This is a genomic window from Gemmatimonadaceae bacterium, assembly GCA_020851035.1.
In the GTDB taxonomy this organism is placed as follows: Bacteria; Gemmatimonadota; Gemmatimonadetes; order Gemmatimonadales; family Gemmatimonadaceae; genus JACMLX01.
Map to the genome: position 1 here is coordinate 540,310 of JADZDM010000021.1, position 26,836 is coordinate 567,145.

The window sequence follows — 26,836 nt, forward strand, 5'->3', positions numbered from 1 at the left end:
GCCTCAGCCGCGCCCGGTGAACCGCACCTCGAGCCCCACGACCGCCCCCTCACGTCGCAGCACCAGCACGGGATAGCTCCCGTCCCCCGCGCCCGCAGGCACCAGCAGCACCTCGGCTGACCGCCCTGCCACCGCCACGCACGGCATCGATGGGGGCGCGCAGAGTGCATCGGCCACGGCATCCTGCGCCTCCACCGGCACCCGCCGGAAGAACGCCTGCCGGTCGAACACCGCCACCGCCGCCAGGTCGACGTCCAGCACCGAGTGCGGCTCCGCCACCAGGTCCGTCACGCCCGCGCGCACCAGGCGCAGCGCCGACACCACGACAGCATCGCCAGCGGGTGACAGCGCCACCTGCACCAGCGCGTCGTACTCCCCCGGCACCACGGTCACGGCGGGGTCGCCCGTGCCATCGGGCAGCTGTCCCAGGTCGCGCGGCACGAGGTGCCTGCCGCTGACATGCATGCGGGCGCAGGGGAGCCACCGGCCGGCCGCTCCCGCCACCTCAACGGCCGCCGCGGCACCCTGGGCGGCAAGCAGCGCCGCAAGCGCCACGTCGCCCGCGCGGAATCGCACGGCTGGTTCGGGTGCGGGGCGCTCGCGGACCACCGCGCCGCTGCGCACGAAGAACTGCGGGTCACTCTCCCGCACGATCTGCGCACTCAGGCGGACCCAGGCATCGGTCGTGCAGTCCTTCACCTTGCGGTGCGCGACGGTGTCCCACGAGTAGATCACGTCCGCCAGCCGCGAGGGATTCCGTGGATCGGGAAGCCAGAACCTGAAGTAGCGCCCCATCGGCACCGTCGCGACCACGCCATCCGCCGGAAACTCCGGCACGTCACGCCGGACCTCCGCAGTCAGCCGCACGAAGTCGTGCATGTGCAGCGTAGGATCGATCGCCCCGAGCACAGGATGCTGCAGCATCTGGCGCAGCCCCGGGGCCAGCAGCGCGGTGCGATACTGGATCGGCAGCGCGATGCCGAGCGCCGACTCGGCCTGCGCCAGCTCGGCGGGGATCACCGGGAACCATGGCATGCGGGACAGACGCGCGCCCGATTCACCCAGTCACACGGCTCGCGGTGCCTCATCCCCAGCCGAGACGGCGCCGCCGGTCGGTGCACACACCCTCACGGGCGGAACAGCCAGGTGGCCGCCTGTGGCCCGCGCCCGTTGCCGTAGCCGCCGGTGATCAGCACGGCACCGTCCTGCAGCGCGGCCACCGCCGAGAAGTTTCCGGCCATGGTGGACGTGCCGGGAACCAGCACGAAACGTCGCGTGACGGGATCGAGAAGCTCAGCCTCCGGCGCGCCGCCCGCCAGCAGCACCTGACCGTTGGCGAGCAGCGTTGCGGTACCGGCGTGCTTGTAGCGCCCGCGGTGCATCACCGGCCCGGGCGAGAAGGTGCCGCGGGCAGGGTCGAAGATCTCCGTGGTGTTGTACATGCCGCGGATGTCGCGTTCATCGGAGCCACCATTCACCAGCACCCTGCCGTCCGCGAGCAGGGTGGCATCGTGCTTGTGGCGCCGCGAGGCCATGTCACCGGTCCGCGTGAAGCGCCCGGTGGTCGCATCGTAGATCTCGGCCGAGGCGTAGAGCACGATCGCGGCACGCCGTCCGGCGTGCCCGCCCACCACCAGCACGCGCCCGTCCCGCAGCCGCACGCCCACGTGGCTCTCCCGCGGCACACTCATCGCGCCAGTGCGTGTCGAGCGCCCCGAGGCCGGATCGTACACCTCCGCGCTCGAGAGGAAGGTCCAGTCGGGCCCCAGCCCACCGGCGAACAGGATCCTGCCGCCGGGCAGCGGCACCGCGATGTGATCCGAGCGCGGCTCGGTGAGCGCGCCGGTGGCCGCGAAGCGGTTCGTTGCAGGATCGAACACCTCCACGTCGGCCACCGGCACCCCTCCGGCGGCGTACCCACCGGCCAGCAGCACCCGGCCATCCGCCAGCAGCGTGGCGGTGTGACTGTGCCGCGTGTGGACCATCGGCGGGAGCGGTGCGAACCGTCCGGTCGACGGATCATACAGCTCCGCGCCACGCGCAGAGCCCTTCTCGGTGAACCCGCCCGCCACCAGCACGCGGCCATCGCGCAGCGTGGTTGCGGTGTGGGCGGCGCGCGCGGCACTCATCCCCGCGCCATGCGACAGGCCGGCGGCACCGGGGCGCAGTGTGCCGACATGGAGTGCACCCGCCACCAGCAACGGGGCGGCGAGCAGGGTGAGTCGCGTGGGCGTGCGTGGCGCAGTCGGCATGGATGGCTCCGGTGCGTGTCTCGGGCAGGCGGTGCGGCGGAATGTTCCTTCGATGCCGCTGCGGTGGTGGGTGCGTAGCCGTCGTGCCCCGCGTGCGGATACCGCGGCGGCGCCGCATCTCGCATGAGCCCGCTGCCGTTCGCGCGATTGATGCAGGCGAGGCATCGCGGTATCGTGCCGCAGTCTTCTCGCCGGGGTTCACGATGCCGGGAACGCGCGCCCTGCTGCGACAGGCCTGCCTGTTGCTCCTCCTGCTCACCGCCCGTGCCGCGGTGCTGCGCGGCCAGGCGTCGGCAGAGGCCGCGCCACCCTGTGCTCACCCCACGATCCTGCAGGCCCGTGAGCGCAACGCGGCCGTGCGCATGCCACTGCTGTACGACGGCATCGCCCCGCTCGCACGCGCTCCGGCCGCGCAGATTCCGCTGCCTGCTGTAATCCCGTCGCCGGTGTGCGTGCTGCTGAGCGTGCAGTTCGGCCAGCGCGATGGCGCGGTGTTCGTCGAGGACGCGGGGCTGGTCACCGTGAGTCACCCGGCACTCGCACTGCAGCTGCGACGCACGGACTACGCGAGGCAGGTGGTGGCCGGTGCGACACAGGTGTTGCGGGACGCGCTGCACCAGGAGCTCTTCGGTGCGCGCCCGCGCGTCGGCACGCGGTACATGGTCGCGATACCGGTCACCCCCGCGCACCCGCTCTACGCCGGGCAGACGGCTGCGGCAGCACCTGCGCCATCGGGCACCGCGGGCACACTCGACGCACGCGGCTACCCGGGCGCGGTCCTGGTGCGCGCTGCGGGGGACCTCGCGATCTGGTTCCTCGGCGAGGTCGGCTATCGACGCCACTACGCGGTCGTGCGCACCATCGCACCCGACGAGCCGATCCTCGACTACGTGACCGGCACCAGCCAGTCCGGCCTCAGGACCGCCAGGTATGGTGCGGGCACCGAGACCCGGTTCCTCACGCAGGTCGTGCCGGTGCTGCGTGAGCAGGGCGGAGTCTTCATCGATGTGACCGTGCACCACTTCGCGCGCGGAGTCACGATCGACCGGCAGCCCGACTCGCGGTTCCCGTGGAACGGCGAACGTCACTTCCGCACCGGCGCACCGGTGGAGGTGCCGGTGGCCGTGGAGCGCTGGGTGGGGCGCCGCCCGGCTCCCGGTGGTGCCTGGACCTGGACCTCCGAGGGCGCGTCCGCCACCGACCTGAACACGCTGGCGGCGATCCAGGCGGTGCAACGCGGCATCGCCGCGCAGCAGGCGGTGTACGCCACCAACCGCGCGGCGATGTATGCGCGCGAGGCGCAGGCGCTCGAGGCGCGCCGGACCGCGAGGCGCACCCGCGAGGCAGAGCGCCAGCGCCTCATCACCGCCGCAGGACTGCTGTACCTCCCTGCCACGACGTGGACGCGCTACCAGCTCGGCCCGGAGATGCGCGCCGTGTTCGACGGGAGCTGGCCCGGCGCCACGTCACAGTGGGAGTTCGGCAGCATCTATTCCCGCACCATCCGCGCATTCTCCAACCGCTGCCGGCGCCTCATTCCACGCGGGTCCCCGATGATCACCTCGAAGTGGATCACGCGCGACGCGGCAGGCAACCGCTGGAGCAGTGACGGCAGCGACACGACCTTCATCCTGTCCGCCTTTGCGGAGCCGTTCCGCTGGTGGGAGACGAATGCACCGCAGGCACTGCCACTGGCACCGGGCGGACTCTCCGCCCGCACGATCGATGACGTGATGGCGCTGCTGCGGACGCTGACGAACCCAGCGCAGGCACTGAGCGCCACGGCGTTGCTGGTGAAGGTGGAGGTGGCGATGCGTGAGGACATGGCCGTCCTGTTCGAGGGCGGCTGCGAGGCGCCGGTGGTGCAGCAGTTCATGGAGAACATGCGGCGTCTCGCGCTGCGCCTGCCCACGCTGCAGATGGAGCGCGCCCCCCGGTCGGTGCTCACGGCCGCCGAATGGCCGCCCACCATCGCGCAGGCCTGCCAGCGCGAGGTGGCGGAGCGCGGCGCCCAGGTGGGGCGGGAGTGGTGCCCGTGCCTCGAGCGGCAGTTCACCCAGGTGCTCACGCTCGGTGAGCAGTGGAACGCCGTCGAGGACTACAGCACCTTCTTCGACGAGGTGGACGGGTTCCGGACGGGACCGGATGGCCGCCCGGTGTGGGCGCGCTACACGCCGGCGAACGCCTGCCGCCGCTGACGCGGCCTCACGCCGGCCCCTTGTCCATCCACACGTCCCACGTCACCTGCCCGATCGCCTCGTCGTCGAACGCCATCCCCGCCGCCTTCAGCGCCAGCTTGACCTGGCCGTGGTGGTAGCCCTCGTGCCAGATGAAGTGCTGCAGCATCAGGAGGGGGTGGTCGTAGTGCCGGTCCATCGGCCTGCCTGACGCGATGCGGCTGCGCACCGCCTCGCGCAGCACGCGGGCACTCTCGTCGAGCAGCGCGATGATCGCGTCCGGCTCACGCACCAGCTTCCACTCCGCCTTCCGCATCGGCACCGCGCACTCGGGCACATCCTCCTCCACGAACACCAGCCGGCAGTAGTGCATGTGGATCAGCATCGTGTGGATGCTCATCGAGTCCGCCGTCACGCACAGGTCGAGTGACCCTGCCGGCAGCGCGCGCACGAGGTTCACGAGGATCGTGTTGTTGCGGTCCCACGAGTCGAGGAGCGCGTCGAGCAGGGCGTCGTAGGCGGGTTCAGCAGTCATGTCAGGCTCACCATTGGCGGAAGACGACACACACGGTGCTGCGATCGAGCACGGCGAACTCCCGCGCGCCCCACGGCTTGCGCGACACGCGAGGAGAGCCGGGATGCAGCAGGTCGGGGCGCCTGGCGGCAATCTCGGCGTGGAGGGCCGTGATGTCGTCGGTCTCGAGCGCGATCTCCGGGCGGTCCTTCGCCGCGTACTCCGGGCTCTCGACGATGTACGCCTTGGCGCCGTCGCGCTCCACCACGGCCAGCGTTCCGTCGTTGTGCATCACGCGGAACCCGAGGCCGTCCACCCAGAGGTCGAGGCCCTCGGCCAGGGTGTCGTAGAAGATCTTGGGGATGAGCCGGGTGATCATGAGCGACGTTCCGGGGGGTCGGGCGTGGGCACGGAGCCAGCCAGCAACGTATGCGCCGGCACGTGGACTCCCCAAGGGCGGTGCTGGCACTTTCGGCACACCCGGCGGTAGCATCCGGAACGCGCCCCCCGCCCCGCAGCACGGGGCGGCCCCGTCACGACACCCGGCGAGTCGAGGGAGGATCCGATCCGATGGCACTGGGACCACGACCGCTGCTCACCGGCGCATGCAGGGCGGCATGCGTCGCCGCCGCGGCGCTCGCACCCGTCGGCGCGGTGCACGCACAACAGCTCCCGGGCCCCCCTCCCGGTGAGTACGTCTGCACGCAGACCGAGCTGTCCGCGTCGATACCCGATGCGGGACGGGCGCAGTCCCTCACCGCCGTGTCCATGCCATCCGCGTTCGGCAACCTCATCATCGAACGCGGCGGCACCTATCGCATGAGTTCGAGCCGTGCGCGCGCCGCCGCATTCCGGTTCGACCCGGCACGCGGTGCGGTCACGTTCGCCGGCCTGCTGGCCCCGTTCGCGAACACCTACGGCACGCGTGGAAAGGACCTCTTCTTCGACTTCGCCTCCCGCGCCATCTCCTTCAGTTGCGCACTGACCACGACGGTGGACCGCGGCAACGCGCAGGGCCAGCGGCAGGCTCCCGCCGGCACAACCGCCACCCCTGCCGCACGCACGCCGCTCCAGGGCACGCTCTACTTCGCGGGACGGACCGGCCTGCAGAAGCTGACCCTCACCGATGGCACGCAGGCCACCCTCTCGAGCACCTGGCAATTCGACGTGCGCGGGACGGAGGTGCTGCTGGTCGATGCGACGGGCGCGTTGCGCATCACCAACGAGGATGGTGCGGGCAGCCGCCCCGTTCCGGTCTACGGCACCGGCAACCAGGCGCCGCGCTTCTCCCCCGACGGCCGGCGCATCGTGCTGCTCGGCAGCCAGCCACCGACGTCGGTCGCCGCCGCCATCATCGGCGCCACGACGAGCGCGGATCTCGAGCCGCTCATCGTGGGTCGCGATGGCCGCGTGATCGCGGCGTTCGGGTCGCCGTACACCCAGCCGGCGTGGACGCCCGACGGTCGGCTGGTGATGGCCGGCGCGAAGGCACGGGGCAGCCTGGCCGGCAACGCCGCGACCGGCATCTTCCTCTCCGGCGCGAGCGGATCCGCGGTGCGCCGCATCGACCCGGGATTCGACGCACCGCACAGCCCGGCCGTCAGCGCCGACGGACGCGTGGCGTTCGTCAACGGCACCCGCATCTGGGTGATGCCGCTCAGCGGTGCCAACCCGCCGGCACGGCTCGCCGAGGGCTCCTCCCCGGGCATCGGCGCGCTCGCCTGGTCCCCCGATGGCCGCAGCCTCGCCTTCGCCGACGGTGACGTGGTGAAGGTCGTGATGCCGGATGGTCGCGTCGTGCCCGTGCAGGATGCTGCGGGGAACGGGGTCCGGAGCACTGGCCCGTTGGTCTGGCGCTGACGGTCGTCAGTCCAGCCCGGCCATCAGGCGCAGCACCGACTCCTGCGTCGCCTGCGCACGCGGCAGCTCGCCACGCAGGTGGCCGTTGCGGAGCACCAGCACGCGGCTCGACAGCGACAACAGTTCCGGCAACTCGCTCGAGATCAGCAGCACCGCCGCCCCCTCGCTGGCCCGCTGGTCGATCCACGCATGCAGCTCTGCCTTCGCGCCCACGTCCACGCCGCGCGTGGGCTCGTCGAGGATCAGCAGCTCGCTCTGCGCCGTCAGCCACTTCGACAGCACCACCTTCTGCTGGTTCCCTCCCGACAGCGACTGCACCGGCGACTCGCGCCCGCTGCGCAGCCCCACGCGCTGGAAGCTGGTCGCCACGGCACTCGCCTCGCGCGCGCGGTCGATCCACCCCGCTCTCGCGAAGCGGCGGAGCGTGGGCAGCGTGGCGTTCTCGCGGCTGCGCATGCCCAGCACCAGGCCCTGCTTCTTGCGATCCTCCGGCACGAAGCCGATGCCGAGCCGCATCGCATCGCGCGGGTTCGCGATCCGCTCCTCGCGGCCGCCGACGAAGATCTTCCCCGTCGCGCGCGGGTCGAGCCCGAAGATGGCGCGCGCGACCTCGGACCGTCCCGCACCGACCAGCCCGGCCAGGCCCACCACCTCGCCCGCGTGCACCGTGAACGACACGTCGTGGAACAGCCCCCGCGACGACAGCCCCGCCACCCGCAGCCGTTCCGCGCCGCGGGCGCCAGCCGTGTGGGACGGAAGGTACTCGCCCAGCTCCCGGCCGATCATCTGCGCCACCAGCGCCGACTCGGTCAGCGCACCAGCGGGCTGCGTAGACACGTGCTGCCCATCACGCAGCACGGTGACGGTGTCGCACAGCGCGAAGATCTCGTGCATGCGGTGTGACACGTACAGTTGCGTCACTCCACGCTCCCGGAGCCGGCCGACCAGGGCGTACAGCCGCTCCGCCTCGGCGTCACCGAGGCTGCTCGTCGGTTCGTCGAAGATGATGACCTTCGCGCCCTCACCCACCGCGGCCGCGATCTGCACCATCTGCTGCTCGGCCACGCTGAGCGAGTGCATCGGGCGTGCGGGGTCGATCTGCGCGCCGACGGCGCCCAGCAGCTCCAGTGCGCGCGCCCGCATCGCCGGCGCGTCCACGAAGGTGCCGCGCCGCGGGATGTTGCGCAGGCAGAGGTTGTCACCCACCGTCAGGTTGTCGCAGAAGGCCAGCTCCTGGTGCACCATCGCGACGCCGGCAGCGAGCGCATCACGCGGCGACGGGAAGCGCACCGCCGCCCCGTCCAGCTCCATCGTGCCCTCGTCGGGGGCCTGCAGCCCGGCGAGGATCTTGCCGAGCGTGCTCTTGCCGGCGCCGTTCTCGCCGCAGATGGCGTGACACGAGCCCGGCGCGACGTCGAAGCTGACGTCACGCAGGGCGGTCATGCCGGGGAACCGCTTGGTGATCCCCCGGAAGCGGACGCGCGGGACGGACACGGGGTCAGTTCGGCAGCGCGATGTACTTCGGGTCGACGTCGGTGAAGCCCCAGTCGCGGAGCTGCCGCGCCCACGTGCCGAGGTTCTCCTTCGACACGCGCACCAGCTCCATCATCACCTTGGGCGGCGCATCCTTCTTCAGGTACACGTGGTCGAAGATCGTCTTCACCGACACGTAGCCCCAGCTGTACGTCGGCTGCGCGAACAGCACCGGCGCCAGGCCGGCATCCACATACGCCAGTTCCACCGGCAGCGCGTCGATCGAGACGATCTTGATGCGGGCCGGGTCGAGGTCGGTGAGCAGCGTGCGGGTGAACAGCGCCCAGCCGCCGATCATCGCGAAGCCCTGCACGTCGGGATAGGCATTCTTGATGCGCAGCACCTCGGCCGCCGCATCCTGCGGTGTCTCGGCATGGTAGAAGGCGTTCAGGATCGTGATGCCGGGATACTTCGCGGCGGTCTCACGCACCCCCCGCACCCGGTTCTGCAGGTTCGGCGCGTTCTGGTTGCCGGCGATGATCGCGACCTTGCCCTTCTCACCGAGCTGCTTCGCCAGCTCCTCCATCACCTGCACGCCCATCTTCTGGTCGTCGCCGCCATAGAAGCTGAAGCGCTTCGAGTTCGGCACGTCGCTGTCGAACGTCATCACCGGCACGCCGCGATCGACCGCCTCGTTCACCGCACCGGTCACCTTCCCGGCGTCACTGGCCGAGAGCAGGATCGCGTTGGCCCCCGAGTTCACCGCCTCGGAGATGCGCTGCGCCTGCACCGCGCCATCCTCGTTGGGCGGCGTGAGCCAGTCGATCTTCACCGTCACGCCATGTGCCTTCGAGAGCTCGGCCGCGGCCGCCTCGGCACCCTGGCGACCCGACAGGAACACCGGGTTGGTGGAGCTCTTCGCGATCATCGCGATGGTGAACGTCCTCCCCGTGGCTGCCGCCGCGCCCCCCTCGGCGGGCTTCGCTGCATCACCACCCGTGCCGCCACAGGCAGCGAGGCCGAGGGGCAGCGCCAGCATCACGACGCGACGCAGCACCTGTGAACGGGACGGATTCGTCAGCATGGCAGTCGGGGTGAGGGCGTGAGGGAAGGCTAGCGCGCGGCAGACAGCCGGTCGGACAGGAACTTGGACCCGCGCTGGTCGAGCACGACCGCCACGATCAGCGCCGTGCCGATGATGATCCACTCGTAGTTCTGGTCGAGGTGGAGCGTGCGGATGGCCTGCCGCATCATGACGATCAGCAGCGCGCCGAGCATGGCGCTCACCGCACTGCCCTTGCCGCCCGACAGCGAGGCGCCGCCCACCACCGCCGAGGCCACGACGTACAGCTCGTACCCGTTGGCGTCGGAGGAGGTCGCCGAGCCATAGAACGATGCGCCCATGAAGGCGGCGAACCCGGCCGCGAGGGCGGAGAGGACGAACACGCCGAGCGTGATGCGCGGCACGTTGAGGCCCGAGTAGCGGCTCGCCTCGACGTTGCCGCCGACCGCGAAGATGTGGCGCCCCGCCACCGTGCGCGACAGGTAGATCGCCCCGGCGGCCGTCACCCCGAGCATGCAGAGCAGCGGCACCGGATAGAGTGCCGTGCCCAGGCCGAGCGGGGCCTTCGCCACCGCCGTCAGCGCCTCCGGCACGAGGATGCTCTCGGCGCGGCTGATCACGAACGCCACCCCGCGCAGGATCCACATCGTGCCAAGCGTGATGATGAACGGGTGCACGCCGAGGCCGATGATCATCACGCCGTTCGCGAGCCCGCAGACCAGCGCGACCGCCAGGCAGGTGCCGAGGCCGAGCAGGACGGTGACGGCCGGGTCCATCGGGCCGACGGCACGCAGGGCCATCGCCATCCCCACGCCGGCGAGGGCGTAGATCGCGCCCACCGACAGGTCGATGCCGCCGGCGATGATCACCAGCGTGGCACCGACACCCATGATCGCGAACGCACTGGCGTCTGTCGCCATCTGGATCAGCGTGTAGCGGTTGAGGAAGTTGTTGACGTCCTCGCCGGTCCGCGGGTCGGGGTGTGACCCGGCGCCGATGGTGAGTGCGGTGCCGAGCACCAGCAGCACCAGCACGAGGCCGAACTGCTGCGACCGCAGCACGGAGGCGGCAGCGCGGCTGAACATCGAGGGCGTGGTGGGGTCCGCGTGGGCCACAGCATCCGTGGTGACAGGGGAAGGCTGACCGATCCGGAAAGCTACGGGCGTGCAATGGCGCGTCAACGCGCCGGCCTGTAGCGTGATGGAGGTCGAGTCCCTGCCCATACCATCCCGCGACATGCGTCTCCACAAGCTGCAGTCCAACGTCGGCGGCAAGGCCGCCACCGCACGCGCGACGCAGGCCGCCGCGCGCCCCGCGACACCGGCCCGCCGTGTCACCCTCGGCGTGATCGTCGGCAACCGCGGCTTCTTTCCCGGCCACCTGGCGGCGACTGGACGCACCGACATGCTCCGCGCACTGGAGGAGGAGGGGATCGACGCCGTGATCATCGATGCCGCCGCCACCAACCACGGCGCCATCGAGAGCCGCGACGAGGCCAAGGCCTGTGCCGCACTCTTCCGCCAGCACCGCGACCGCATCGACGGCGTCGTGGTCACGCTGCCCAACTTCGGCGACGAGCGCGCGGTGGCCGACACGCTGCGCCTGGCCGGCCTGGACGTGCCGGTGCTGGTCCATGCCACGTCCGACGACCCGGCGAAGATGAAGATCGACCACCGCCGCGATGCATTCTGCGGCAAGATGTCGGTCTGCAACGTGCTGTCGCAGTACGGCATCAGGTACTCGCTGACGTCGGAACACACGCAGCGCCCTGACTCGCCGTCGTTCCGGCGTGACCTCCGGCAGTTCACCGCCACCTGCCGCGTGGTGCGCGGACTGCGCGGCGCGCGCATCGGCGCCATCGGCGCCCGGCCGGCCGCCTTCAAGACCGTGCGCTACTCCGAGAAGATCCTCGAGGGCGCCGGCATCAGCGTCGAGCCGATCGACCTGTCGGAGATCATGGGCCGCATCGCACGGCTGAAGGACTCGGACAGCGCCGTGCAGCAGCAGCTGCAGCAGATGATGGCCTACGTGGACACCAGCGACGTCCCCCACCAGGCCCTCATCAAGATGGCCAAGCTCGGCCTGGTGATGGACCGCTGGATGAAGGAAGTGGACGTCACGGTCAGCGCCGTGCAGTGCTGGACGTCCATGGAGGAGTACTTCGGCGTGGTGCCCTGCACCGTGATGAGCATGCTGAGCAACGCCAACCTGCCCAGCGCCTGCGAGGTCGACGTGATGGGCACCATCAGCATGCACGCGCTGACACTGGCCTCGCAGACGCCAGCCGCGCTGCTGGACTGGAACAACAACTACGGCGATGACCCGGACAAGGCCGTCTGCTTCCACTGCAGCAACCTGCCGAAGGACTTCTTCGAGAAGCCGACCATGGACTTCCAGGAGATCATCGCCGGCACGGTGGGCAAGGAGAACACCTTCGGCACCATCGTCGGCAAGGTGAAGGCGGGCGACATGACCTTCGCGCGCTTCAGCACCGACGACCGCACCGGCGCCATCCGCGGCTACGTGGGCGAGGGGAAGTTCACGCGGGACAAGCTGAACACCTTCGGCGGCGCCGGCGTGGTGGAGATCCGGGACCTGCAGCCGCTGCTGAAGCACATCTGCCGCAACGGCTTCGAGCACCACGTGGCCGGCACCTTCTCGCACGTCGCCGATTCGGTCCACGAGGCCGTCACGACCTACCTCGGCTGGGATGTGATGAGGCACGGCTGACGATGGCGATCGTCGCCGGGGTGGACTTCGGCACGCTCAGTGTGCGCGTGTCGATCGTGGACAGCGTGATGGGCGTCATCGGGCACGGCGTGGCGGACTACCCGCTGCGCCGTGACCGTCACGACCCCGACTTCGCGACCCAGTCGCACGCGGAGCACATGCGCGCACTCACCGAGGCGATGCCGCTGGCGCTGGCATCGGCCGGGGTGCCCGGCAGCGCCGTGCAGTCCATTGCGCTCGACACCACCGGCTCCAGCGTGGTCGTGGTGGACGACACGCTGCAGCCGCTGGGCGAGTACTACCTGTGGTGCGACCATCGCGCAAAGGACGAGGCGGCGCGCATCACCGAGGTGGCGCATGCGATGCAGGTGCCGGCGATCGACTGGTGCGGTGGCACCTACTCGTCGGAATGGGGCTGGGCGAAGCTGCTGCACTGGCTGCGCCACAACCCCGCGTTGCGTCCACGCTTCGCCACCGCGCTCGAGCACTGCGACATGGCCGCCGCCACGCTCTGCGGCATCACCACACCGCACGACGTCCCGCGCAGCATCTGCGCCATGGGCCACAAGTGGCTCTGGAACGCCTCGCTCGGCGGCTTCCCGCCGGAGGAGTTCTTCGTCGCGGTGGACCCGCTGCTGGCCGGCGTGCGCGACAAGCTCGATGGGCCGTACCGCACCTCGGACCACATCGCCGGCCAGCTCAGCGCGCACTGGGCGCAGCACCTCGGCCTCACGGCCGGCATCCCGGTGCCGGTGGGCGCGTTCGACGCCCACTGGGACGCCATCGGCGCCGGCGTGGCCGAGGGCGACATCGTGAACGTGATCGGCACCTCCACCTGCATCATCGCGATCGCGAAGGATGCGGGACTGGTGCCCGGTGTCTGCGGCGTGGTGCCGGGGTCGGTGCACCCGCAGTACATGGGCATCGAGGCAGGGCTCTCGGCCTGCGGCTACATCTTCGAGTCCATCGCCACCCGCAGTGGTCGCACGGTGGGCGAAATGTCGGACGCACTGGGGGCGCATCGCGCCGGCGAGACGGGGCTGCTGCGCCTGACCTGGGACAACGGCGACCGCACGGTGCTGGTGAACCCCAACCTCGGCGGCGTGACGCTGGGCTGGACGCTCAACACCACCGCCGAGGACGAGCTGTTCGCGGCCATCGAGGGCACGGCATTCCACACCCGCGTGATCTTCGACCGGATGCGCGAGCACGGCGTGCCGCTGCACCGCGTGATCCACGCCGGCGGCATCCCGCAGCACGCGCACGTGCTGAACCAGGTCTATGCGAACGTGCTCAACATGCCGGTGCTGGTGCCGTCGTCATCGATCACGAGCCTCGGCTCGGCGATCTTCGCGCTGGTGGCGTGCGGCGCACATGCCACCATCGCCGACGCACAGGCCGCGCTCTGCCCCGCCTATCGCCTCGTGGAGCCACAGCCGGAACAGGTCGCGGTGTACGAGCAGCTCTATCCGCTGTACCGCGACCTGTATTTCAGCCTCGGTGCGCCTGACTCGGCGCCTGCATCCGTCGGGCACGTCCTTCCCGCCTTGCGTCGCATCGGTGCGCAGGTTCGTGGTTCGGTGCGCTGACTTCCATCGCTGAACTGCCTGACGCAAAGACGCAAAGGGCGCGAAGGACGCTAAGGCGCTCTGCGCGTGGCGCGCCTCTCGGCGGCGGGTGATGGTGCAGTCTTTTTTGGAACAGCAACGGCAAGCGCAACGGAAACGGCTGGTCTGGTTGCTATTGCTGTTCCCCTCGAGAGGGATGGTCGCGCGATCACGAATCGCTGCCGCGAGCACCGTCCTGCAGTGCTTTGCGTCCTTCGCGCCCTTTGCGCCTTTGCGTCAAAGCCGTTCAAGATTCTCAGACAGGCGCCGACAGCTGCATCACGGCTGCCCGTAGTACGCAGACTTCCCGTGCTTCCGCAGGAAGTGCTTGTCCAGCAGCTCTCGCGAGACCGGCGCAGCGTCAGGTGACAGCGTGAGCGTGTGGTACGCCATCGTCGCCACCTCCTCGAGGTAGCGGGCGGTGTGCACCGCGTCGCTCACGTCGCGGCCCCAGCAGAAGGGGGCGTGGTTGGCGACCAGCACCGCCGGCATGGTGGCAGGGTCCAGCGTGCGGAAGCACTGCGTGATGGCGTGACCGGTGTTCAGCTCGTAGTCCTCGGCGATCGCGAGCGGTGTCATCAGCTTCGTCACCGGGATCGCGCCGTGGAAGTAGTCGGCGTGCGTGGTGCCGAGGCACGGGATCTCGCGCCGCGCCTGCGCAAAGGCCGTGGCGTACTGGGAGTGCGTGTGCACCACACCGCCGATGGCGCCGAACGCACGGTAGAGCGCGACGTGCGTGGCCAGGTCCGATGACGGGCGCATGCTGCCCTGCACCACCGTGCCGTTCAGGTCCGTCACCACCAGCATCGCCGGCGTGAGCACATCGTAGCCCACGCCGCTGGGCTTGATCACGACCAGCCCCTGCTCGCGATCCACGCCGCTGGCGTTACCGAAGGTGAACTTCGCGAGGCCAAGGCGGAACAACGCGATGTTCGCCTCGCACACCGCCTCGCGCAGCGCCTTCGACGCCCGTACCGCGGACTTCTTCTTCACGGGCGTCATGCGATGCCCGCCCGGACCTTCGCCACCGCGATGATCGCCGCCATGCTCTCCTTGTGCTTCGCGAAGGTGTCGTCCACTACCTGCAGCGTGGGGATCGACGTCGGGGACAGCCCCAGCGGCTGCGCCTTGTTCTCCCAGAAACCCGCCTCGTGCACACCCGTGCTGCCACGACCCGGCGCAGGGGTGCTCAGGTGCTGGAACGCCTTCGCGTACTTGCGCCAGCGTGCACCCAGGCCCACCTGGAACATCGGGATGAACTCGTAGAGTGCGTCGTACGGCATCTCACCCACCGGCACCACGTCCGGGTACGTCGCCCGCAGGTTCTGGACCAGCCGGCGTGTGCCCTCGTGCATGTCGCCATTGGTGCTGTTCACATGGCCGCCGACGATGTCCAGGAAGTACGCGTCGACCTTGAACCGGTCGATCATCTCCGCGATCCGCCCCTCGAGGTGCTGGCGCCACGAGTCCTCGCCGAGGTTCATGTAGGCCAGCCAGCCGTCCTGGTGCCGGTCGTTGTTCCAGTCCACCCAGTTCAGGTTGTACACGTCGCCGTCGAGCTTCGCGGTGGCCCCGTTCGCGATCCTGCGAAACACCGGCTGCTTGCGGTTGGCCGAGTTGGTGCCGTACATCGGCATCATCCTGAAGCCAAACTTGCGCGCCTCGGTGATGAGCGTGCGGAAGCCCGCCTCGCCGCCCATCCGTGGCGGCACCACGTAGTTCGGGTAGTCCCAGTAATAGCGGCCGTCCCACGCCGCCAGGAACACCAGCACGCGCTCGGCCGGGATCTGCGTCGCGATCCAGCGCAGGATGGCGAGCTGCTGGGCATAGTCGTTGAAGATGTACCCGGTGTAGTGCATGCCGTGCAGCGTGACGGCGAGCGCGGTGTTGCGCATCCACGCCGGCACGTCGGTGCGGGCCTCCCACGCCGTCAGCTTGAAGGCGGTCTCGACGTGCTGCATGTGCGGCGCCATCGCGTCGTCGAAGCTCGCGGCGTGACCCAGGCGCCAGCGCGGCACCACCACGCGCGTGTCGTTCTTCCATGCATCGTGCTCGTAGATCGCCTCGGTGCGGTAGGCGGTGGGGCCGGCCTGGTGGTAGAAGCGCTTCGTGCGCACGCGCGGGTCGGCGCAGGTGAGCCAGACGAAGTCGCTGTCACCGGCCTGGATGATCGTGACCGGCGTGGTCATGCTGCGGGGGGTCTGCGCGCCATGCAGGTCACCGGCGCCGAAGGTGTAGCCGGCCAGCACGTCGTCGTCCTTCTCGTCTCGCAGCTCACTGCCGCCGATCGAGATCTTCCCGCGCGGCATGTCGCGGATGACGGTGGTGATGGTGCGGATGGGCTGGTCCATCCGGGCGGTGATGTCCCACTCGATCGTGCGGCCGGCCTTCGCGAAGCGGACGGTGACGGTGCCCGGGGCCTTCACCTGTCCACCGGCGCAGGTGAGTCCGGTGCAGGTCAGTTCGAGGGCGTCGGCCGAGCCGGTGGCGCGCATCGTCGCCCGATCCATGGCGTAGATGTTCTCCGACGTGAAGACCAGGAACGAGAAGCGGTGCGCGCCGAAGACCACGCCCGGTTCGGGCGAGTCGTAGCTGAGGCGCATCAGCGACTCGCCGCGGGCAGGGGTGTGGACGTCGCTGGTGGAGACCAGGTCGACGATGTCGCCGGTGGCGGCGTGGCTGGTGACCGTCGCCGCCGGACACGCGAGCGGTGTCTCCAAGGTCACCGGCGGCGCGGCGGGCCCGGGCTCGGCGTGCGCGGCATCGAGCGGCACGAGTGCGCCCACGCCGGCGGCGGCGGCAGTCTTGAGCCAGTCGCGGCGTGAGAAGGGGTGGGTCACTGGGGGCAGCTCCGCGTGATGGTCTGGGGGACCAATCTGGAGCGGGGGTCACGGAGCCGGGAGGCTCCGAGCAGCTGCGATGGCTCGGCTCACCGGAGAGAATCTGGCAACTTCGGCTCCCACGGAGCCACCGAGCCCACGGTTGCCACGGAAGAAATGCTTGGAGGAACTGCACTCACGGGAGCGGACATCGCGTCGCTCGAGCCGTTCCCGTCATGCCCTTGTCGTTCCTCCGTGCGCTCCGTGGGCTTCGTGGCTCCGTGGGAACCCGCGATGCCCCTACCTCGCCGATCGTGCGCGCACTCGACCCGCCCTACGCGCCGGCGTACGCCCGCTGCACCCAGGCCAGCAGGTCCGCGTCGATCTGTGACGCGGACTCGATGCGAATCCGGTGCGTGCACATGCTGTTCCAGCTCCCGCCCGCCTCGAGGCGTCCCTCCGGCTCCACGCCCTTCAGCACCAGCCCCACGTCGAGTCGGGTCGCCGTACTCGGCTGGATCAGCCCGAACTGCTTCGACCGGCGCAGGCTCACGTACGCCTTCTTCGGTGACAGCTCCACATCGGGGCCGAGCGCGCACACCTGGGCCACCAGCGCGTCGTACCACGGACGCAGCGCCGCCTTGGCACCGCCGTACTGCTCCGCCACCAGGTCGCCGGCGTCGGCGCTGAGGGCGCTCGACTCCAGCGTCATGTGCGCCACCAGGTTGGCGTACCCATGGCCAAGTCCGTGCGACTCCTTCAGGTGCGACACGATCCGTCCATGCTTCGACTCTCCGCTCGCACGCGCGAGCGCCTTCCACGTCTCGAGGTCCTTTCCGGTCTTCTCCTCGAGGTTCCGGATCATCGATTCGGTGTCTGCCTTGGGATCAGCCATGGTGTCTCTCTCTCAGGTTCGTGGCGCGGGACGGGTTCCGTACCGCTGGGTGGCGAAGCCGACGATCAGGCCGACCAGCGACCCGGGGATCAGGATCTCCCAGAAGTACACCGTGTTGTTCGGCGGCATGCGCTGGATGGCGATCGGATATGCGAAGAGCGCACCCATCACGAGCCCGAAGAGGATCCCCGCCGCCGTGTTGTTCACCTTGCGGGCGAAGAACCCGATGAGCACACCCGAGCAGCAACCCCAGGACCGGCTTGTTCATCTCCACTCCCGCGAGCGATGGCCACGACGGCGGCGCGGTACGCCCGCACGACCAGGTCGACGGCGCGCGCCTGGTCGGCAGGCTGGTCGGACCCCAGCGCCATGACCAGGCTGTCCCGCGTGTCGGGAAGGCGCGTCGTCATGGCGTGAGCAGGCGGTGCCGTGACATCCCGGCTGGCCTCACTCCGCGCCGACGCATGCCTCGGCACCCGCCGCGGCCGGTGCCTCCGCCGGCTCCACCGTCACCGTCACCGACAGCGTCTCCGACCCCCCTCCCACGTAGATCGTCCCCGACGTCGGCGTCGCATCGACGTAGTTCCGCCCCACCGCCACCCGCACATGATCCGTCTGCGTCAGCACCCCGTTCGTCGGATCGAACCCGCGCCACCCCACGTCCGGCAGGTACGCCTGCGCCCACGCATGCGTCGCCTCGCTCTGCAGGTGGTTCTCGTGCTTCGGGCCGGTGTAGACGTACCCGCACACGTACCGCGCCGGAACGCCAAGCAGCCGCGCCAGGCAGATGAACAGGTTGGTGAAGTCCTGGCAGACCCCGTGCCGGTTCACGTACACCTCGAACGGGGTTGTGCTGAAGGTCGTGGTGCCCTGCCGGTACGCATACTCGCGGTGGATCGAGCTGTTGATGTCGAGCAGCGTCTCCAGCAGGTCGGAGTCGTTGCGCTTCACGAAGCTCATCGCGTAGTCCAGCAGCTCGTTCAGTTCACTCTCCGGCAGCTCCGGCGGCAGCAGGAACGGCTGCAGCACCTGGCGCTGCCACGGCATCCACGGCAGCGGGATGCTCGAGCGCACGCGCAGCGGCCGGAAGCCGAGCGGGTCGCAATCGAGCAGCTCCACCGACGAGCGTGATTCGATCACGAGCTCCGTGTACGGCCGCTCGATCGACAGCCGCTGCGCATGGTTGCCGAACACGTCCTCGTACTCGCGGTCGTGCAGCCCGCCCACCGGCTCGCCGTCCACCGCTACCCGCACGTCGTGCCGCAGCACGCGCTGGCGGGTGTCGTGCATCGGCGCCAGCCGCAGGTTGTGCGTGCTCCGCTCCACCGCCCGCAGGTAGCGGTACACGGTGCGGTGGCAGACCTCGAGCTGCCGCACCGGCGAGACCACGGGATGCGGGATCGCGGCGGCCCCGGTGGCGGCGGGTGACGGGAGCACCGGCGCCACACCATCCGGCGCGACCGGGGGCGCCACCTCGTGTCGCACCGCCCCCTGCCGGATGATCAGCAGGTGACCAGGCGTGACCGTGCGCCACCGGGCGTCTGGCATGCCGGTCACCTCGAGCGGGTCGGACGCCACCACCACGCCCTTCCGCGGCTTCGCACCGCGCTGCGTCAGGTCGACCGTGAGATCCTCGTCGCCGAACGTGAGCGCCGTGTACGGCGGTACGATCTCCCACACGTGCACCTCACCCACGCCCCGCTGGTCGGCGTACACCAGCAGGTCGCGGCCGTCCGTGAGGCAGGTGGTGAGCGAGCCGCGCTCGTTCAGCGCCGCGAACCAGCCGCGCAGCACCACCGGATCGCAGTCCCCGATGCTGCGCCAGCCGCGGCCCGCGATACGCTCCAGCAGTTCACAGAAGAGCTGTTCGGTGTCGGTGGAGCCCACCGGCTCGAAACGCGCGTGGGGCCTGGGCGGCAGCTTCTGTGACAGGCTCCCGCCGTGCGCCACCAGCCAGTCACGCCCGCCCCAGCTCCGTGCGAACGGTTGCGTGTTGGCATCCGTGATCGGCCCCCACGTGGCCACGCGGATGTGCAGCATGAAGAGCGATGACTCGAGGTGCTCCCACGCCCGGATCAGCTCACTGCGGATGCTGCCGTGCGGCGGCGTGGGCTCCTTGAGCACCGCCGCCGACGGCCCGCCTCCCGGGTAGTAGCCGATCCCCCACCCGTCCGGCGGCCGGCGGCCGGGCCGCAGGCAGTGCAGGTCGAACGACGGGGCGAAATCGCCCTCGAACGACATCGCGAGGTACTTGGGCATCTGACGGTCAGGCGGCGGACGGGGACGTCACTGCGCGGACTCCTGGGCCTGGACGGGGGCATGCCAGAACAATTCCCGGCTCACCTCGCTGCAGATCGCCGCGATCTCGTCGACGACATGCGTGAGGATCCCATGAATATCGTCACCGGACTCCCCGGAGGCATGCGCGGCCAGCCACTCCTCGAGCGCCGCCAGCCGCGCCTGCGACGCGCCGCCCGGCAGTTCCGCCTGCACCGGCGGCCGGATCACCGCGAAGCGGCCCCGCGCCTCGTGCAGGCAGTAGGCGATCGACTTCGGGAAGAGCGGCTCGAAGCTCAGGAACGCCGCCACCGCCGCACCGGTCACCCGGCCCCGGTACCGCTTCGTGAACGGTTCGTACGCCGAGCAGACCCGCAGCAGCGAGAGCCAGAGCGCCGTCTCCACCACCTGGTGGGTGCGCTCGCGGAGCATCAGGGCATGATGGTGCACGTCCACCACCCGCGCCGTCTGCGAGCCGCGCTCCAGCAGCATCCCGAGCCAGATGAAGTTGAGCGGCAGCTCGTGCAGCATGGTGGAGCGCAGCAGCCCGGCGCTCACCTGGCACCCCTGGCGGATCCGCTTGTAGAACGAGTACCGCGCCTGCGCATACTCCGACCGTGCCGACGCGCTGCCGAGCCAGAGGTACAGCTCGTTCACGGCCTCCCACACCTCCAGGCTGATCACCTCGCGGATCTGCCGCGCGTTCTCGCGGGCCGCCGCCACCGAGCGCGTGATCGAGACGAAGTTCGCCTCGTCCCACGTCATGTAGCGCTCCACCTCCTCCCCCACCTGCGCATTCGGCACGTCGGCGCCGAACCGCTCCGCGAAGTTCGCCTCCTCGCCGCTGACGATGACCACCGGCAGCCAGCACTGCCGCGCCTCGAGCTCCGCATCCAGCGACAGGTTCCGCGTCACGTACAGCAGCCGCGCCGTGGCCTCGGCCCGCTCGATGTAGCGCCCGAGCCAGAAGCAGCAATCCGCCACGCGCGAGATCATGCGACCTCCTTCTGCACCCAGGTGTCCTTCGACCCGCCGCCCTGCGACGAGTTCACCACGTACGAGCCGGCCACCAGCGCCACCCGCGTGAGCCCGCCGGGCAGCACCCACGGCCCGTCGCGGCTGGTCAGGATGTACGGGCGCAGGTCCACGCGCCGCGGCTCCATGCAGCGCCGGTCACCGTCCCAGGTGGGACAGGTGGACAGCTCGATCCGCGGCTGGGCGATGTACTTCCGCGGCTCCGCCAGGATGCGCCGCCGGAACTCGTCGAGCTGCGCCCGCGACGCCTGCGGGCCCATGAGCATGCCGTAGCCCCCCGACTCGTCCACCGCCTTCACCACCAGCTCGTGCAGGTGCTCCACCACGTACTCCCGGTCGGCATCGCGCAGGCACACGTACGTCGGCACCTGCTCCAGCACCGGCACTTCGCCCAGGTAGTAGCGGATCATGTCGGGCACGAAGGGATAGATCGCCTTGTCGTCTGCCACCCCGTTGCCCGGCGCGTTCGCCAGCGTCACGTGCCCCCGTGCCCACGCGCGCATCAGACCGCGCACGCCCAGCATCGAGTCGGGCCGGAACACCTCGGGATCGAGGTACGCCTCGTCGGTGCGGCGGTAGATCACGTCCACCTGCTTCGGCCCGCGCGTGGTGCGCATCCACACGCGATCGTCGTCCACGAACAGGTCAGGGGCCTCCACCAGCTCGAGCCCCATCTGCCGCGCGAGGAAGCTGTGCTCGAAGTACGCGGAGTTGTACGACCCGGGGGTCAGCACCACCACGGTGGAGGTGTCGGGATCGCGCGGCGACACCGAGCGCAGCGTCGCCCCGAGCTGCGCCGGGTAGTGGTCCACGCGCTGCACCGACGACGCGTCGAACAGCCGCGGGAAGATGCGCTTGGTGGCCAGCCGGTTCTCCACCACGTAGCTCACGCCACTCGGCGTGCGCATGTTGTCCTCCAGCACGCGGAAGACACCCGACGGATCCCGGATCAGGTCGATCCCCGAGATGTGCACGCGCACCCCGCCCGGCGGCGTCACGCCGTGCACCACCGACAGGTACTCCTTCGCGCCCAGCACCAGTTCCCGCGGCACCACCCCCGCGTCGAGGATGCGCTGCGGACCGTACACATCGTCCAGGAAGAGCCCCAGCGCCTGCACCCGCTGCGTCAACCCGCGCTCCAGCACCTGCCAGTCCTGCGCCGCGACGATGCGCGGCACGAGGTCGAAGGGGAACACCTTCTCCGTGCCGCGATCGTCGGCATAGACGGAGAACGTCACCCCCTGGTTGAGCATCGCCATCTCCGCCAGTGCCTGGCACGTCGCGAACTCCTCCGCCGACGACGCACCGAGTTCGGCCAGGACGCGCTGGAATCCGGCGCGCGGCACGCCAGGTGCCTCGAAGAGTTCGTCATACGTCCCTGGGTGTGGCTGGTACCGCTCGAACAGGCTCGTCATCGGTGGTGCGCGTGACAGGTGATCGAAGGGACTGCGGTGAGGGTGCGTCGGGACTGCGGCCGGTGGCGTGACCTCGTCAGTGGGGGGTGAGTACGGTGGCGTCGAGGCGCAGCAGCGACATGGTGAAGGACACGCCCGACTCCGCCAGGTCGCTGCTGCCTTCGACTGGTGCGGCCAGCGCGGGATCGGCGGTGCACGCGAGCGGCACATGGCCCTCGCCGCAGAGGAGCCCGCTGGTGGGATCGAGCCCGATCCAGCCGGCGCCGGGCAGGTACACCTCCACCCATGCGTGCAGTGCCACACGATCGGTGGACCCGTGCGGCGTGGCGCCCACCACCGAGGGTTCGTTCGCAAGCTCGATCAGGTAGCCACTCACGAACCGTGTCGCGAGACCTCGGGTCCGCAGCACCGCCATCAGCAGCACGGCCGAGTCGCGGCAACTCCCGCGCCCCGCCGCGAGGGTCTCGGCCGGCGTCCAGATGCCCGCCTCGTGACGCTCCACGTACGCGATGTGCTGGTGGATCGCGGCGTTCAGCGCCACCACCAGCGGCACCGTGTCACCCTGGCCGGGCACGGTCGCGAGGAAGTCGTGCAGCAGCGCGCCGCCGCGCAGGTACGCCGGCGCGAGATCGAGGTACGGGGCCAGCTCCGGCTGCCACGACGCGGGATAGGAGAACGGCGCGACGGCGGCGGGAGCGTCGAGCAGGAAGCCGAAGGGGTTCACCGTGTGCACGTCGCAGGTGAACGCGGCCGAGATGTCGAGCGCGTTGGTGGTGGCGCCGCTGGCGTACGTGAGCCGCGCGACGTGGTTGCCCACCGGATCGCGCTGCCAGTGGAGGGCGCCCTCCGGCTCGACCAGCAGCTCGTAGTCCAGGACCTGCACCGCCGCATGGCTGGCCGGACGCAGCCGGATCAGGTGCGGCCCGAGCGTCGCCGGCGACGGATAGGTCCACAGGCTGCGGTGCCGCACGAGAAGGCGCATGTCGCACCGTAGCCCGGTCCGGCAGGTGGGTCAACGGGTGGCTCTGCCGGTGCCGGTCGCCGCTGGCGCGGTGAGACCCCGCACCAGCGGCGCCTGCTCACCCCGCCATCGCCGTGCACAGTTCCACCAGCACGCCATCGGGACACCGCACGTACGAGACGACCTGTCCCCACGGCTTCATCACGGGCGCCGCCATCTCGCGCGCGCCGGCGGCCACGGCCCGCGCGTGCGCGGCTGCGACGTCCGCGGTCACCAGCGCGATCTCGAAGCCGAGCGGTCTCGCGGATTCGTGTGCCGCCACATGCCCGCCCGGGAAGTTCATGTCGCCGAGGCCGTGGGCGGCGAATGCCAGCGCAGTGGCACCGGTCTCGAGCTCTCCGTAGTCCCCGGACTCGTGCAGGAAGCGTCGGGTGAGCCCGAACGCCGTCTCCCAGAAATCCAGCGATGCGCCGACATCCGGGACGTACAGGATTGCGTACGCGAACTGCATGGTCACGACCCTCCGTTCCCGTGAATGCGTGGATACACCCCGACCGCCACCGCATGTCCTGCGGCCTGCAGGGCAACGATAGCGTCGTTTCGCCGGTCGTGCAGCCACGCCGGGACACAGGCGCACCACTCCGCCTCCGACGGCACGCAGACCACCGGCGGTGTCACGCCCCAGCCGCAGTCGAACGTGAAGGTGCGGCCGGATTCATCGGTGAGGATCAGCGCTTCCTTCCACCGGGGTGTCGCGATCAGCACGGCGCAACCGGCTCGGGACAGGGTACGAGGACGATGCAGGAGGGTTCAGCGTGCGTGGTCGAACCCGTGGTGGCACCGCCGTGACGTGCGACCGTCCGCCGGCCGCCTCATGCCGGCACGCGCCCCGTCACCGCATTCGCCGTCGCCGTCCGCGTGACGCTGCCATCCGCCGACGGCTGCAGCACCTCCTCCATGCGGGCCCGCAGCCGCTCGACCACGCCGGCCGGCTGCTCGGCGAACTGCGCCGCGATCGTGCGCCACCCCGAGATGATCTCCCAGTACTCGTCCATGCTCGCGTAACGGCGCGTGGCGGTGATCTCGCGCGTGCGGACATCCACCAGGCCCGCGTCGATCCAGAGCGCGCGCAGCAGGTCGTCGCGCGACGCCTCGGGACTGGGGGGCATCCCGATCGTCATGCCGGACGCACGCATCTCGTCGTGCAGCGCTGCATACGGGAAGCCGGCGTTCGCCATGTCCCACGCGTAGGCAGCCACCACCCCGCCGGGCCGCACCACCCGCACCATCTCGGCCACGCCGCGCGCCGGCTCGGGCACGAAGAAGACCACCAGCGGCATGACGGCAGCGTCGAACGCGGCGCCGGCGTACGGCATCGCCATGGCGTCGCCCTGCCGCAGCGTGGCGTGCTGCAGCGACGGGCGCGCGCGGGCGTACTCGAGCTGCGCCGGTGCGGGATCGATGCCGTCGATGGCAGCGGGCGCACAGCGGTCCACGAGCAGCTCGGTGAACGCACCGTTGCCGCACCCCACATCCAGCCAGCGCCATCCCGGCTCCGGGGCCACCCAGGCCAGGAACTCCGTGCCCACCTGCTGGCTCCACGCACCCATGAAGCGCTCGTACGAGGCGCCATCCACGAAGCGGATCTGTGGTTCGGTCATCGGTCTCCTGTCGGGGGTCGCGCGCGCGGCATGCCGACGCTCACGAACAGTAGCCGCGTGCACCACAGGGATCAGCCGGCGAATCCCCGGTGCTCGGCGATCAGCGTGAAGCCGTCCAGTGGCAGCTCGCTGGCCACCTGCAGCGCGGCGCGATCGGCGGTGCGCAGGAAGCGTTCACGGTCGGCGAGCGACCACGGCCCCGGCTGCCGCCACGCGTGCGGTGTGTACCCACGCGCCGGCCCCGCCGTGCCGGCGCGTGTCGACCACGTCGTCGCGCAGGTACGGTGGGCCGCAGCTATGTTGCCCGTCGAGATCTACATGACCACTGCTGCCGTGCCTTTCCGCCGGCCTCTCCGGCCGCACGCCGGGCGCACGCCAGTACCCTGGTGGATGCTCGCGGCGGGCGTGTTGCTGGTGGCGTGCTGCGTGCCGGCCTTCTGGCCATGGGAATCGGACCGCGCGCTCGACATCGGTGTCGGTGCCTGCTTCATCGGCCGCATCGCCATCCAGGCCTGGACGCAGTGGTGGGCCAGCCGCCGCAGCGAACTGCCGCGGCGCCTGCGCCAGGTGCTCATCGCGCTGGCCGGCATCGGGGCCGTCTCCACGATCGTCAGCATCCTCGAGTGGATCGACTCGTTCGGCTACACGATCCTGCCGGTCTGGATGAGCGTCACGTGGGCCATGCTCGCCTTCGCGCTCCTCGTCGCGGCGGTCCTCATGTATCCGCTCGCCCAACGGCCCGGCGGCTGGGCGACCCTCGTGATCGACGTGCTCATCTCGCTGGCGGGCTACGGCACGCTGATGCTGGTGCTGGTGACGTTGCCCAGCCTCAGGGCCGTGCCGGACGCGGCGCGATGGACGGTGCTCACCGGCGCGGTGACGCAGGTGCTCATGCTGGTCGGCCTGAACGTGCTGGTGATGCGCGGCGTGCCCATCCCGTCGCGTCGGGCGTTCTGGTGCCTCGTGGCTGGCATCTCGTCGTACCTGCCGATGCTGGTGCTGGACCAGCTCGAGTACGCGCACGCCGTGCGCTACGGCTGGTCGGCCTCCATCTACTTCCTGAGCGTGCTGCCGATGATGGCCGCCGCGTACTTCATCCGGACCGACCCGCTCCCCGTCGCACCGCCGGCGCGCCAGCCCGACTGGCTCGCCGACCTCAACCCGATCCCGCTCTCCTCGCCGCTCGCGCTGAGCATCTTCCTGCTGATGGCGGTGTTCGCCGGACCGCCGGAGCGGATCGTGCCGTTCGGTGTGATGCTCGTCATCGCCTCGGCGCTCCTGGTGGCCCGCGTGATCCTGTCCGGTCGCGAGAACGCGCGACTGGCGGCGGAGGAGACGGCGGCGGCGCTGCGCCAGCAGCGCGAGAAACTCGACGCCATCGGGCTCCTCGCCGGCGGCGTGGCGCACGAGTTCAACAACGCGATGACGGTGGTGATCGGCTGCGCCGAGCTCGGGACACGTGACGCCGCGATCTCGGCGTCGGTGCGCGAGGACTTCGCGACGATCCAGGCGTCGGCGGGGCGCGTGGTGCATCTCACGAGCCGCCTGCTCGCCTTCAGCGGGCGCCAGCGCATGACACGAGTGCGCTGTGACCTCCAGGCCGCAGTGCTCGGACTGGTGCCGGCACTGCGTCGGTCACTGCCGGCCGGCGTGACGCTCGACACCGATGCAATCGCACCGGTGCACGAGGTGCTGGCAGACCCGGAACAGGTCGCGTTCGTGGTCTCGCAACTGGTGGAGAACGCCGTGGCCGCCATGCCCGCCGGGGGCACGCTCACCATCGCCCTCCGCATGCGAGACGCAGCGGGCCCGGTGGAAACCGCCTCGCGCATCCTGCCGGCCGGCCCGTATGTCGAGCTCGCGGTCAGAGACACCGGTGTGGGCATGTCTCCGGAGACACTCCGCCGGCTCTTCGAGCCCTTCTTCACCACCCGCCGGGCGTACGACGCCGCAGGTCTCGGACTTCCCGCAGTGCTCGGCATCGCCGACGCCCACGGCGGGGGGGTGGTGACGATCAGTGCGCCGCGAGAGGGCACGGTGGTGCAGGTCCTCCTGCCCGCGCAGATCCCGGCCTGAGCGCAGGGCACGGACGCCGCA

General features: G+C 70.3%; 22 protein-coding genes. 5 read left to right on the top strand and 17 right to left on the bottom strand.

Features of this window, described 5'->3' with window-relative positions:
- Positions 1 to 3: 3 nt before the first annotated feature.
- Both IT355_15005 and IT355_15010 read right to left on the bottom strand, forming a co-directional pair.
- A complete protein-coding gene (locus tag IT355_15005; GenBank protein MCC7054577.1) occupies positions 4 to 1,035 on the bottom strand; it encodes a hypothetical protein in 1,032 nt (343 codons plus the stop codon).
- Positions 1,036 to 1,127: 92 nt separating this feature from the next.
- A complete protein-coding gene (locus tag IT355_15010) occupies positions 1,128 to 2,252 on the bottom strand; it encodes a hypothetical protein (protein ID MCC7054578.1) in 1,125 nt (374 codons plus the stop codon).
- 203 nt (positions 2,253 to 2,455) lie between these two features.
- On the opposite strand from IT355_15010, the gene IT355_15015 reads away from it, so the two are divergent.
- Positions 2,456 to 4,450 (top strand): hypothetical protein, encoded by a 1,995-nt coding sequence (locus IT355_15015; protein ID MCC7054579.1) that lies wholly within the window; start codon positions 2,456 to 2,458, stop codon positions 4,448 to 4,450.
- A 7-nt stretch (positions 4,451 to 4,457) separates the two neighbouring features.
- On the opposite strand, the gene IT355_15020 is transcribed toward IT355_15015, so the two are convergent.
- Both IT355_15020 and IT355_15025 read right to left on the bottom strand, forming a co-directional pair.
- On the bottom strand, positions 4,458 to 4,964 hold the full coding sequence (locus tag IT355_15020; protein MCC7054580.1) for a damage-inducible protein DinB: 507 nt from the start codon (positions 4,962 to 4,964) through the stop codon (positions 4,458 to 4,460).
- Between the two features lie 7 nt (positions 4,965 to 4,971).
- On the bottom strand, positions 4,972 to 5,322 hold the full coding sequence (locus IT355_15025) for a hypothetical protein (GenBank protein MCC7054581.1): 351 nt from the start codon (positions 5,320 to 5,322) through the stop codon (positions 4,972 to 4,974).
- 383 nt (positions 5,323 to 5,705) lie between these two features.
- Between IT355_15025 and IT355_15030 the strand changes: the two genes are divergently transcribed.
- Positions 5,706 to 6,803 (top strand): PD40 domain-containing protein, encoded by a 1,098-nt coding sequence (locus tag IT355_15030; protein MCC7054582.1) that lies wholly within the window; start codon positions 5,706 to 5,708, stop codon positions 6,801 to 6,803.
- Positions 6,804 to 6,809: 6 nt separating this feature from the next.
- Here IT355_15030 and IT355_15035 read toward each other — a convergent pair whose 3' ends face one another.
- The 3 genes from IT355_15035 to IT355_15045 are packed head-to-tail and all read right to left on the bottom strand — an operon-like array spanning position 6,810 to position 10,424.
- Positions 6,810 to 8,297: a sugar ABC transporter ATP-binding protein gene (locus IT355_15035; GenBank protein MCC7054583.1), complete on the bottom strand. Its 1,488-nt coding sequence runs from the start codon at positions 8,295 to 8,297 to the stop codon at positions 6,810 to 6,812.
- Positions 8,298 to 8,301: 4 nt separating this feature from the next.
- Complete coding sequence (locus tag IT355_15040) at positions 8,302 to 9,360, bottom strand: substrate-binding domain-containing protein (GenBank protein MCC7054584.1); 1,059 nt, start codon at positions 9,358 to 9,360, stop codon at positions 8,302 to 8,304.
- Between the two features lie 29 nt (positions 9,361 to 9,389).
- The gene (locus IT355_15045) at positions 9,390 to 10,424 is read right to left on the bottom strand and encodes an ABC transporter permease (protein ID MCC7054585.1); all 1,035 of its coding nucleotides are present in this window, start codon (positions 10,422 to 10,424) and stop codon (positions 9,390 to 9,392) included.
- A 151-nt stretch (positions 10,425 to 10,575) separates the two neighbouring features.
- Here IT355_15045 and IT355_15050 point away from each other — a divergent pair, with 151 nt between their 5' ends.
- Together IT355_15050 and IT355_15055 are read left to right on the top strand one after the other, a co-directional pair.
- Complete coding sequence (locus tag IT355_15050; protein ID MCC7054586.1) at positions 10,576 to 12,069, top strand: L-fucose/L-arabinose isomerase family protein; 1,494 nt, start codon at positions 10,576 to 10,578, stop codon at positions 12,067 to 12,069.
- A gap of 2 nt (positions 12,070 to 12,071) precedes the next feature.
- Complete coding sequence (locus IT355_15055) at positions 12,072 to 13,658, top strand: ribulokinase (protein MCC7054587.1); 1,587 nt, start codon at positions 12,072 to 12,074, stop codon at positions 13,656 to 13,658.
- 297 nt (positions 13,659 to 13,955) lie between these two features.
- Here the strand turns inward: IT355_15055 and araD are convergent, their stop codons facing one another.
- From araD to IT355_15105, 10 genes are all read right to left on the bottom strand, one after another.
- Positions 13,956 to 14,678, bottom strand: a complete 723-nt coding sequence (gene araD, locus IT355_15060; GenBank protein ID MCC7054588.1) for an L-ribulose-5-phosphate 4-epimerase AraD — start codon at positions 14,676 to 14,678, stop codon at positions 13,956 to 13,958.
- Positions 14,675 to 16,516 carry a hypothetical protein gene (locus IT355_15065; GenBank protein ID MCC7054589.1) on the bottom strand — a complete coding sequence of 614 codons (1,842 nt, stop codon included), beginning with the start codon at positions 16,514 to 16,516 and terminating at the stop codon, positions 14,675 to 14,677. The genes araD and IT355_15065 overlap by 4 nt, the downstream gene beginning before the upstream one ends.
- Before the next feature lie 313 nt (positions 16,517 to 16,829).
- Entirely contained in the window at positions 16,830 to 17,390 is a 561-nt protein-coding gene (locus IT355_15070; protein MCC7054590.1) for a DUF4287 domain-containing protein, read from the bottom strand.
- Positions 17,391 to 17,402: 12 nt separating this feature from the next.
- Positions 17,403 to 17,624 (bottom strand): hypothetical protein, encoded by a 222-nt coding sequence (locus IT355_15075; GenBank protein MCC7054591.1) that lies wholly within the window; start codon positions 17,622 to 17,624, stop codon positions 17,403 to 17,405.
- A gap of 213 nt (positions 17,625 to 17,837) precedes the next feature.
- Positions 17,838 to 19,649, bottom strand: a complete 1,812-nt coding sequence (locus IT355_15080) for a class II glutamine amidotransferase (GenBank protein MCC7054592.1) — start codon at positions 19,647 to 19,649, stop codon at positions 17,838 to 17,840.
- A gap of 27 nt (positions 19,650 to 19,676) precedes the next feature.
- Positions 19,677 to 20,663: an alpha-E domain-containing protein gene (locus IT355_15085; GenBank protein ID MCC7054593.1), complete on the bottom strand. Its 987-nt coding sequence runs from the start codon at positions 20,661 to 20,663 to the stop codon at positions 19,677 to 19,679.
- Entirely contained in the window at positions 20,660 to 22,117 is a 1,458-nt protein-coding gene (locus tag IT355_15090) for a circularly permuted type 2 ATP-grasp protein (protein ID MCC7054594.1), read from the bottom strand. Before IT355_15090 ends, IT355_15085 begins: the two co-directional genes overlap by 4 nt.
- A 76-nt stretch (positions 22,118 to 22,193) precedes the next feature.
- Positions 22,194 to 23,099 (bottom strand): transglutaminase family protein, encoded by a 906-nt coding sequence (locus IT355_15095; GenBank protein ID MCC7054595.1) that lies wholly within the window; start codon positions 23,097 to 23,099, stop codon positions 22,194 to 22,196.
- A gap of 97 nt (positions 23,100 to 23,196) precedes the next feature.
- Entirely contained in the window at positions 23,197 to 23,595 is a 399-nt protein-coding gene (locus IT355_15100) for a VOC family protein (GenBank protein MCC7054596.1), read from the bottom strand.
- Positions 23,596 to 23,950: 355 nt separating this feature from the next.
- On the bottom strand, positions 23,951 to 24,739 hold the full coding sequence (locus tag IT355_15105) for a class I SAM-dependent methyltransferase (protein ID MCC7054597.1): 789 nt from the start codon (positions 24,737 to 24,739) through the stop codon (positions 23,951 to 23,953).
- A gap of 318 nt (positions 24,740 to 25,057) precedes the next feature.
- Here IT355_15105 and IT355_15110 point away from each other — a divergent pair, with 318 nt between their 5' ends.
- Positions 25,058 to 26,815: a hypothetical protein gene (locus IT355_15110; GenBank protein MCC7054598.1), complete on the top strand. Its 1,758-nt coding sequence runs from the start codon at positions 25,058 to 25,060 to the stop codon at positions 26,813 to 26,815.
- Positions 26,816 to 26,836: the final 21 nt, after the last annotated feature.

What these genes read in the sequence shown, in the direction of transcription:
- IT355_15005 (MCC7054577.1), bottom strand. Translation starts at nt 1,035, where the DNA reads ATGCCATGGTTCCCGGTGATCCCCGCCGAGCTGGCGCAGGCCGAGTCG.
- IT355_15010 (MCC7054578.1), bottom strand. Translation starts at nt 2,252, where the DNA reads ATGCCGACTGCGCCACGCACGCCCACGCGACTCACCCTGCTCGCCGCC.
- IT355_15015 (MCC7054579.1), top strand. Translation starts at nt 2,456, where the DNA reads ATGCCGGGAACGCGCGCCCTGCTGCGACAGGCCTGCCTGTTGCTCCTC.
- IT355_15020 (MCC7054580.1), bottom strand. Translation starts at nt 4,964, where the DNA reads ATGACTGCTGAACCCGCCTACGACGCCCTGCTCGACGCGCTCCTCGAC.
- IT355_15025 (MCC7054581.1), bottom strand. Translation starts at nt 5,322, where the DNA reads ATGATCACCCGGCTCATCCCCAAGATCTTCTACGACACCCTGGCCGAG.
- IT355_15040 (MCC7054584.1), bottom strand. Translation starts at nt 9,360, where the DNA reads ATGCTGACGAATCCGTCCCGTTCACAGGTGCTGCGTCGCGTCGTGATG.
- IT355_15045 (MCC7054585.1), bottom strand. Translation starts at nt 10,424, where the DNA reads ATGTTCAGCCGCGCTGCCGCCTCCGTGCTGCGGTCGCAGCAGTTCGGC.
- IT355_15050 (MCC7054586.1), top strand. Translation starts at nt 10,576, where the DNA reads ATGCGTCTCCACAAGCTGCAGTCCAACGTCGGCGGCAAGGCCGCCACC.
- IT355_15055 (MCC7054587.1), top strand. Translation starts at nt 12,072, where the DNA reads ATGGCGATCGTCGCCGGGGTGGACTTCGGCACGCTCAGTGTGCGCGTG.
- araD (MCC7054588.1), bottom strand. Translation starts at nt 14,678, where the DNA reads ATGACGCCCGTGAAGAAGAAGTCCGCGGTACGGGCGTCGAAGGCGCTG.
- IT355_15070 (MCC7054590.1), bottom strand. Translation starts at nt 17,390, where the DNA reads ATGGCTGATCCCAAGGCAGACACCGAATCGATGATCCGGAACCTCGAG.
- IT355_15080 (MCC7054592.1), bottom strand. Translation starts at nt 19,649, where the DNA reads ATGCCCAAGTACCTCGCGATGTCGTTCGAGGGCGATTTCGCCCCGTCG.
- IT355_15085 (MCC7054593.1), bottom strand. Translation starts at nt 20,663, where the DNA reads ATGATCTCGCGCGTGGCGGATTGCTGCTTCTGGCTCGGGCGCTACATC.
- IT355_15090 (MCC7054594.1), bottom strand. Translation starts at nt 22,117, where the DNA reads ATGACGAGCCTGTTCGAGCGGTACCAGCCACACCCAGGGACGTATGAC.
- IT355_15095 (MCC7054595.1), bottom strand. Translation starts at nt 23,099, where the DNA reads ATGCGCCTTCTCGTGCGGCACCGCAGCCTGTGGACCTATCCGTCGCCG.
- IT355_15105 (MCC7054597.1), bottom strand. Translation starts at nt 24,739, where the DNA reads ATGACCGAACCACAGATCCGCTTCGTGGATGGCGCCTCGTACGAGCGC.
- IT355_15110 (MCC7054598.1), top strand. Translation starts at nt 25,058, where the DNA reads ATGACCACTGCTGCCGTGCCTTTCCGCCGGCCTCTCCGGCCGCACGCC.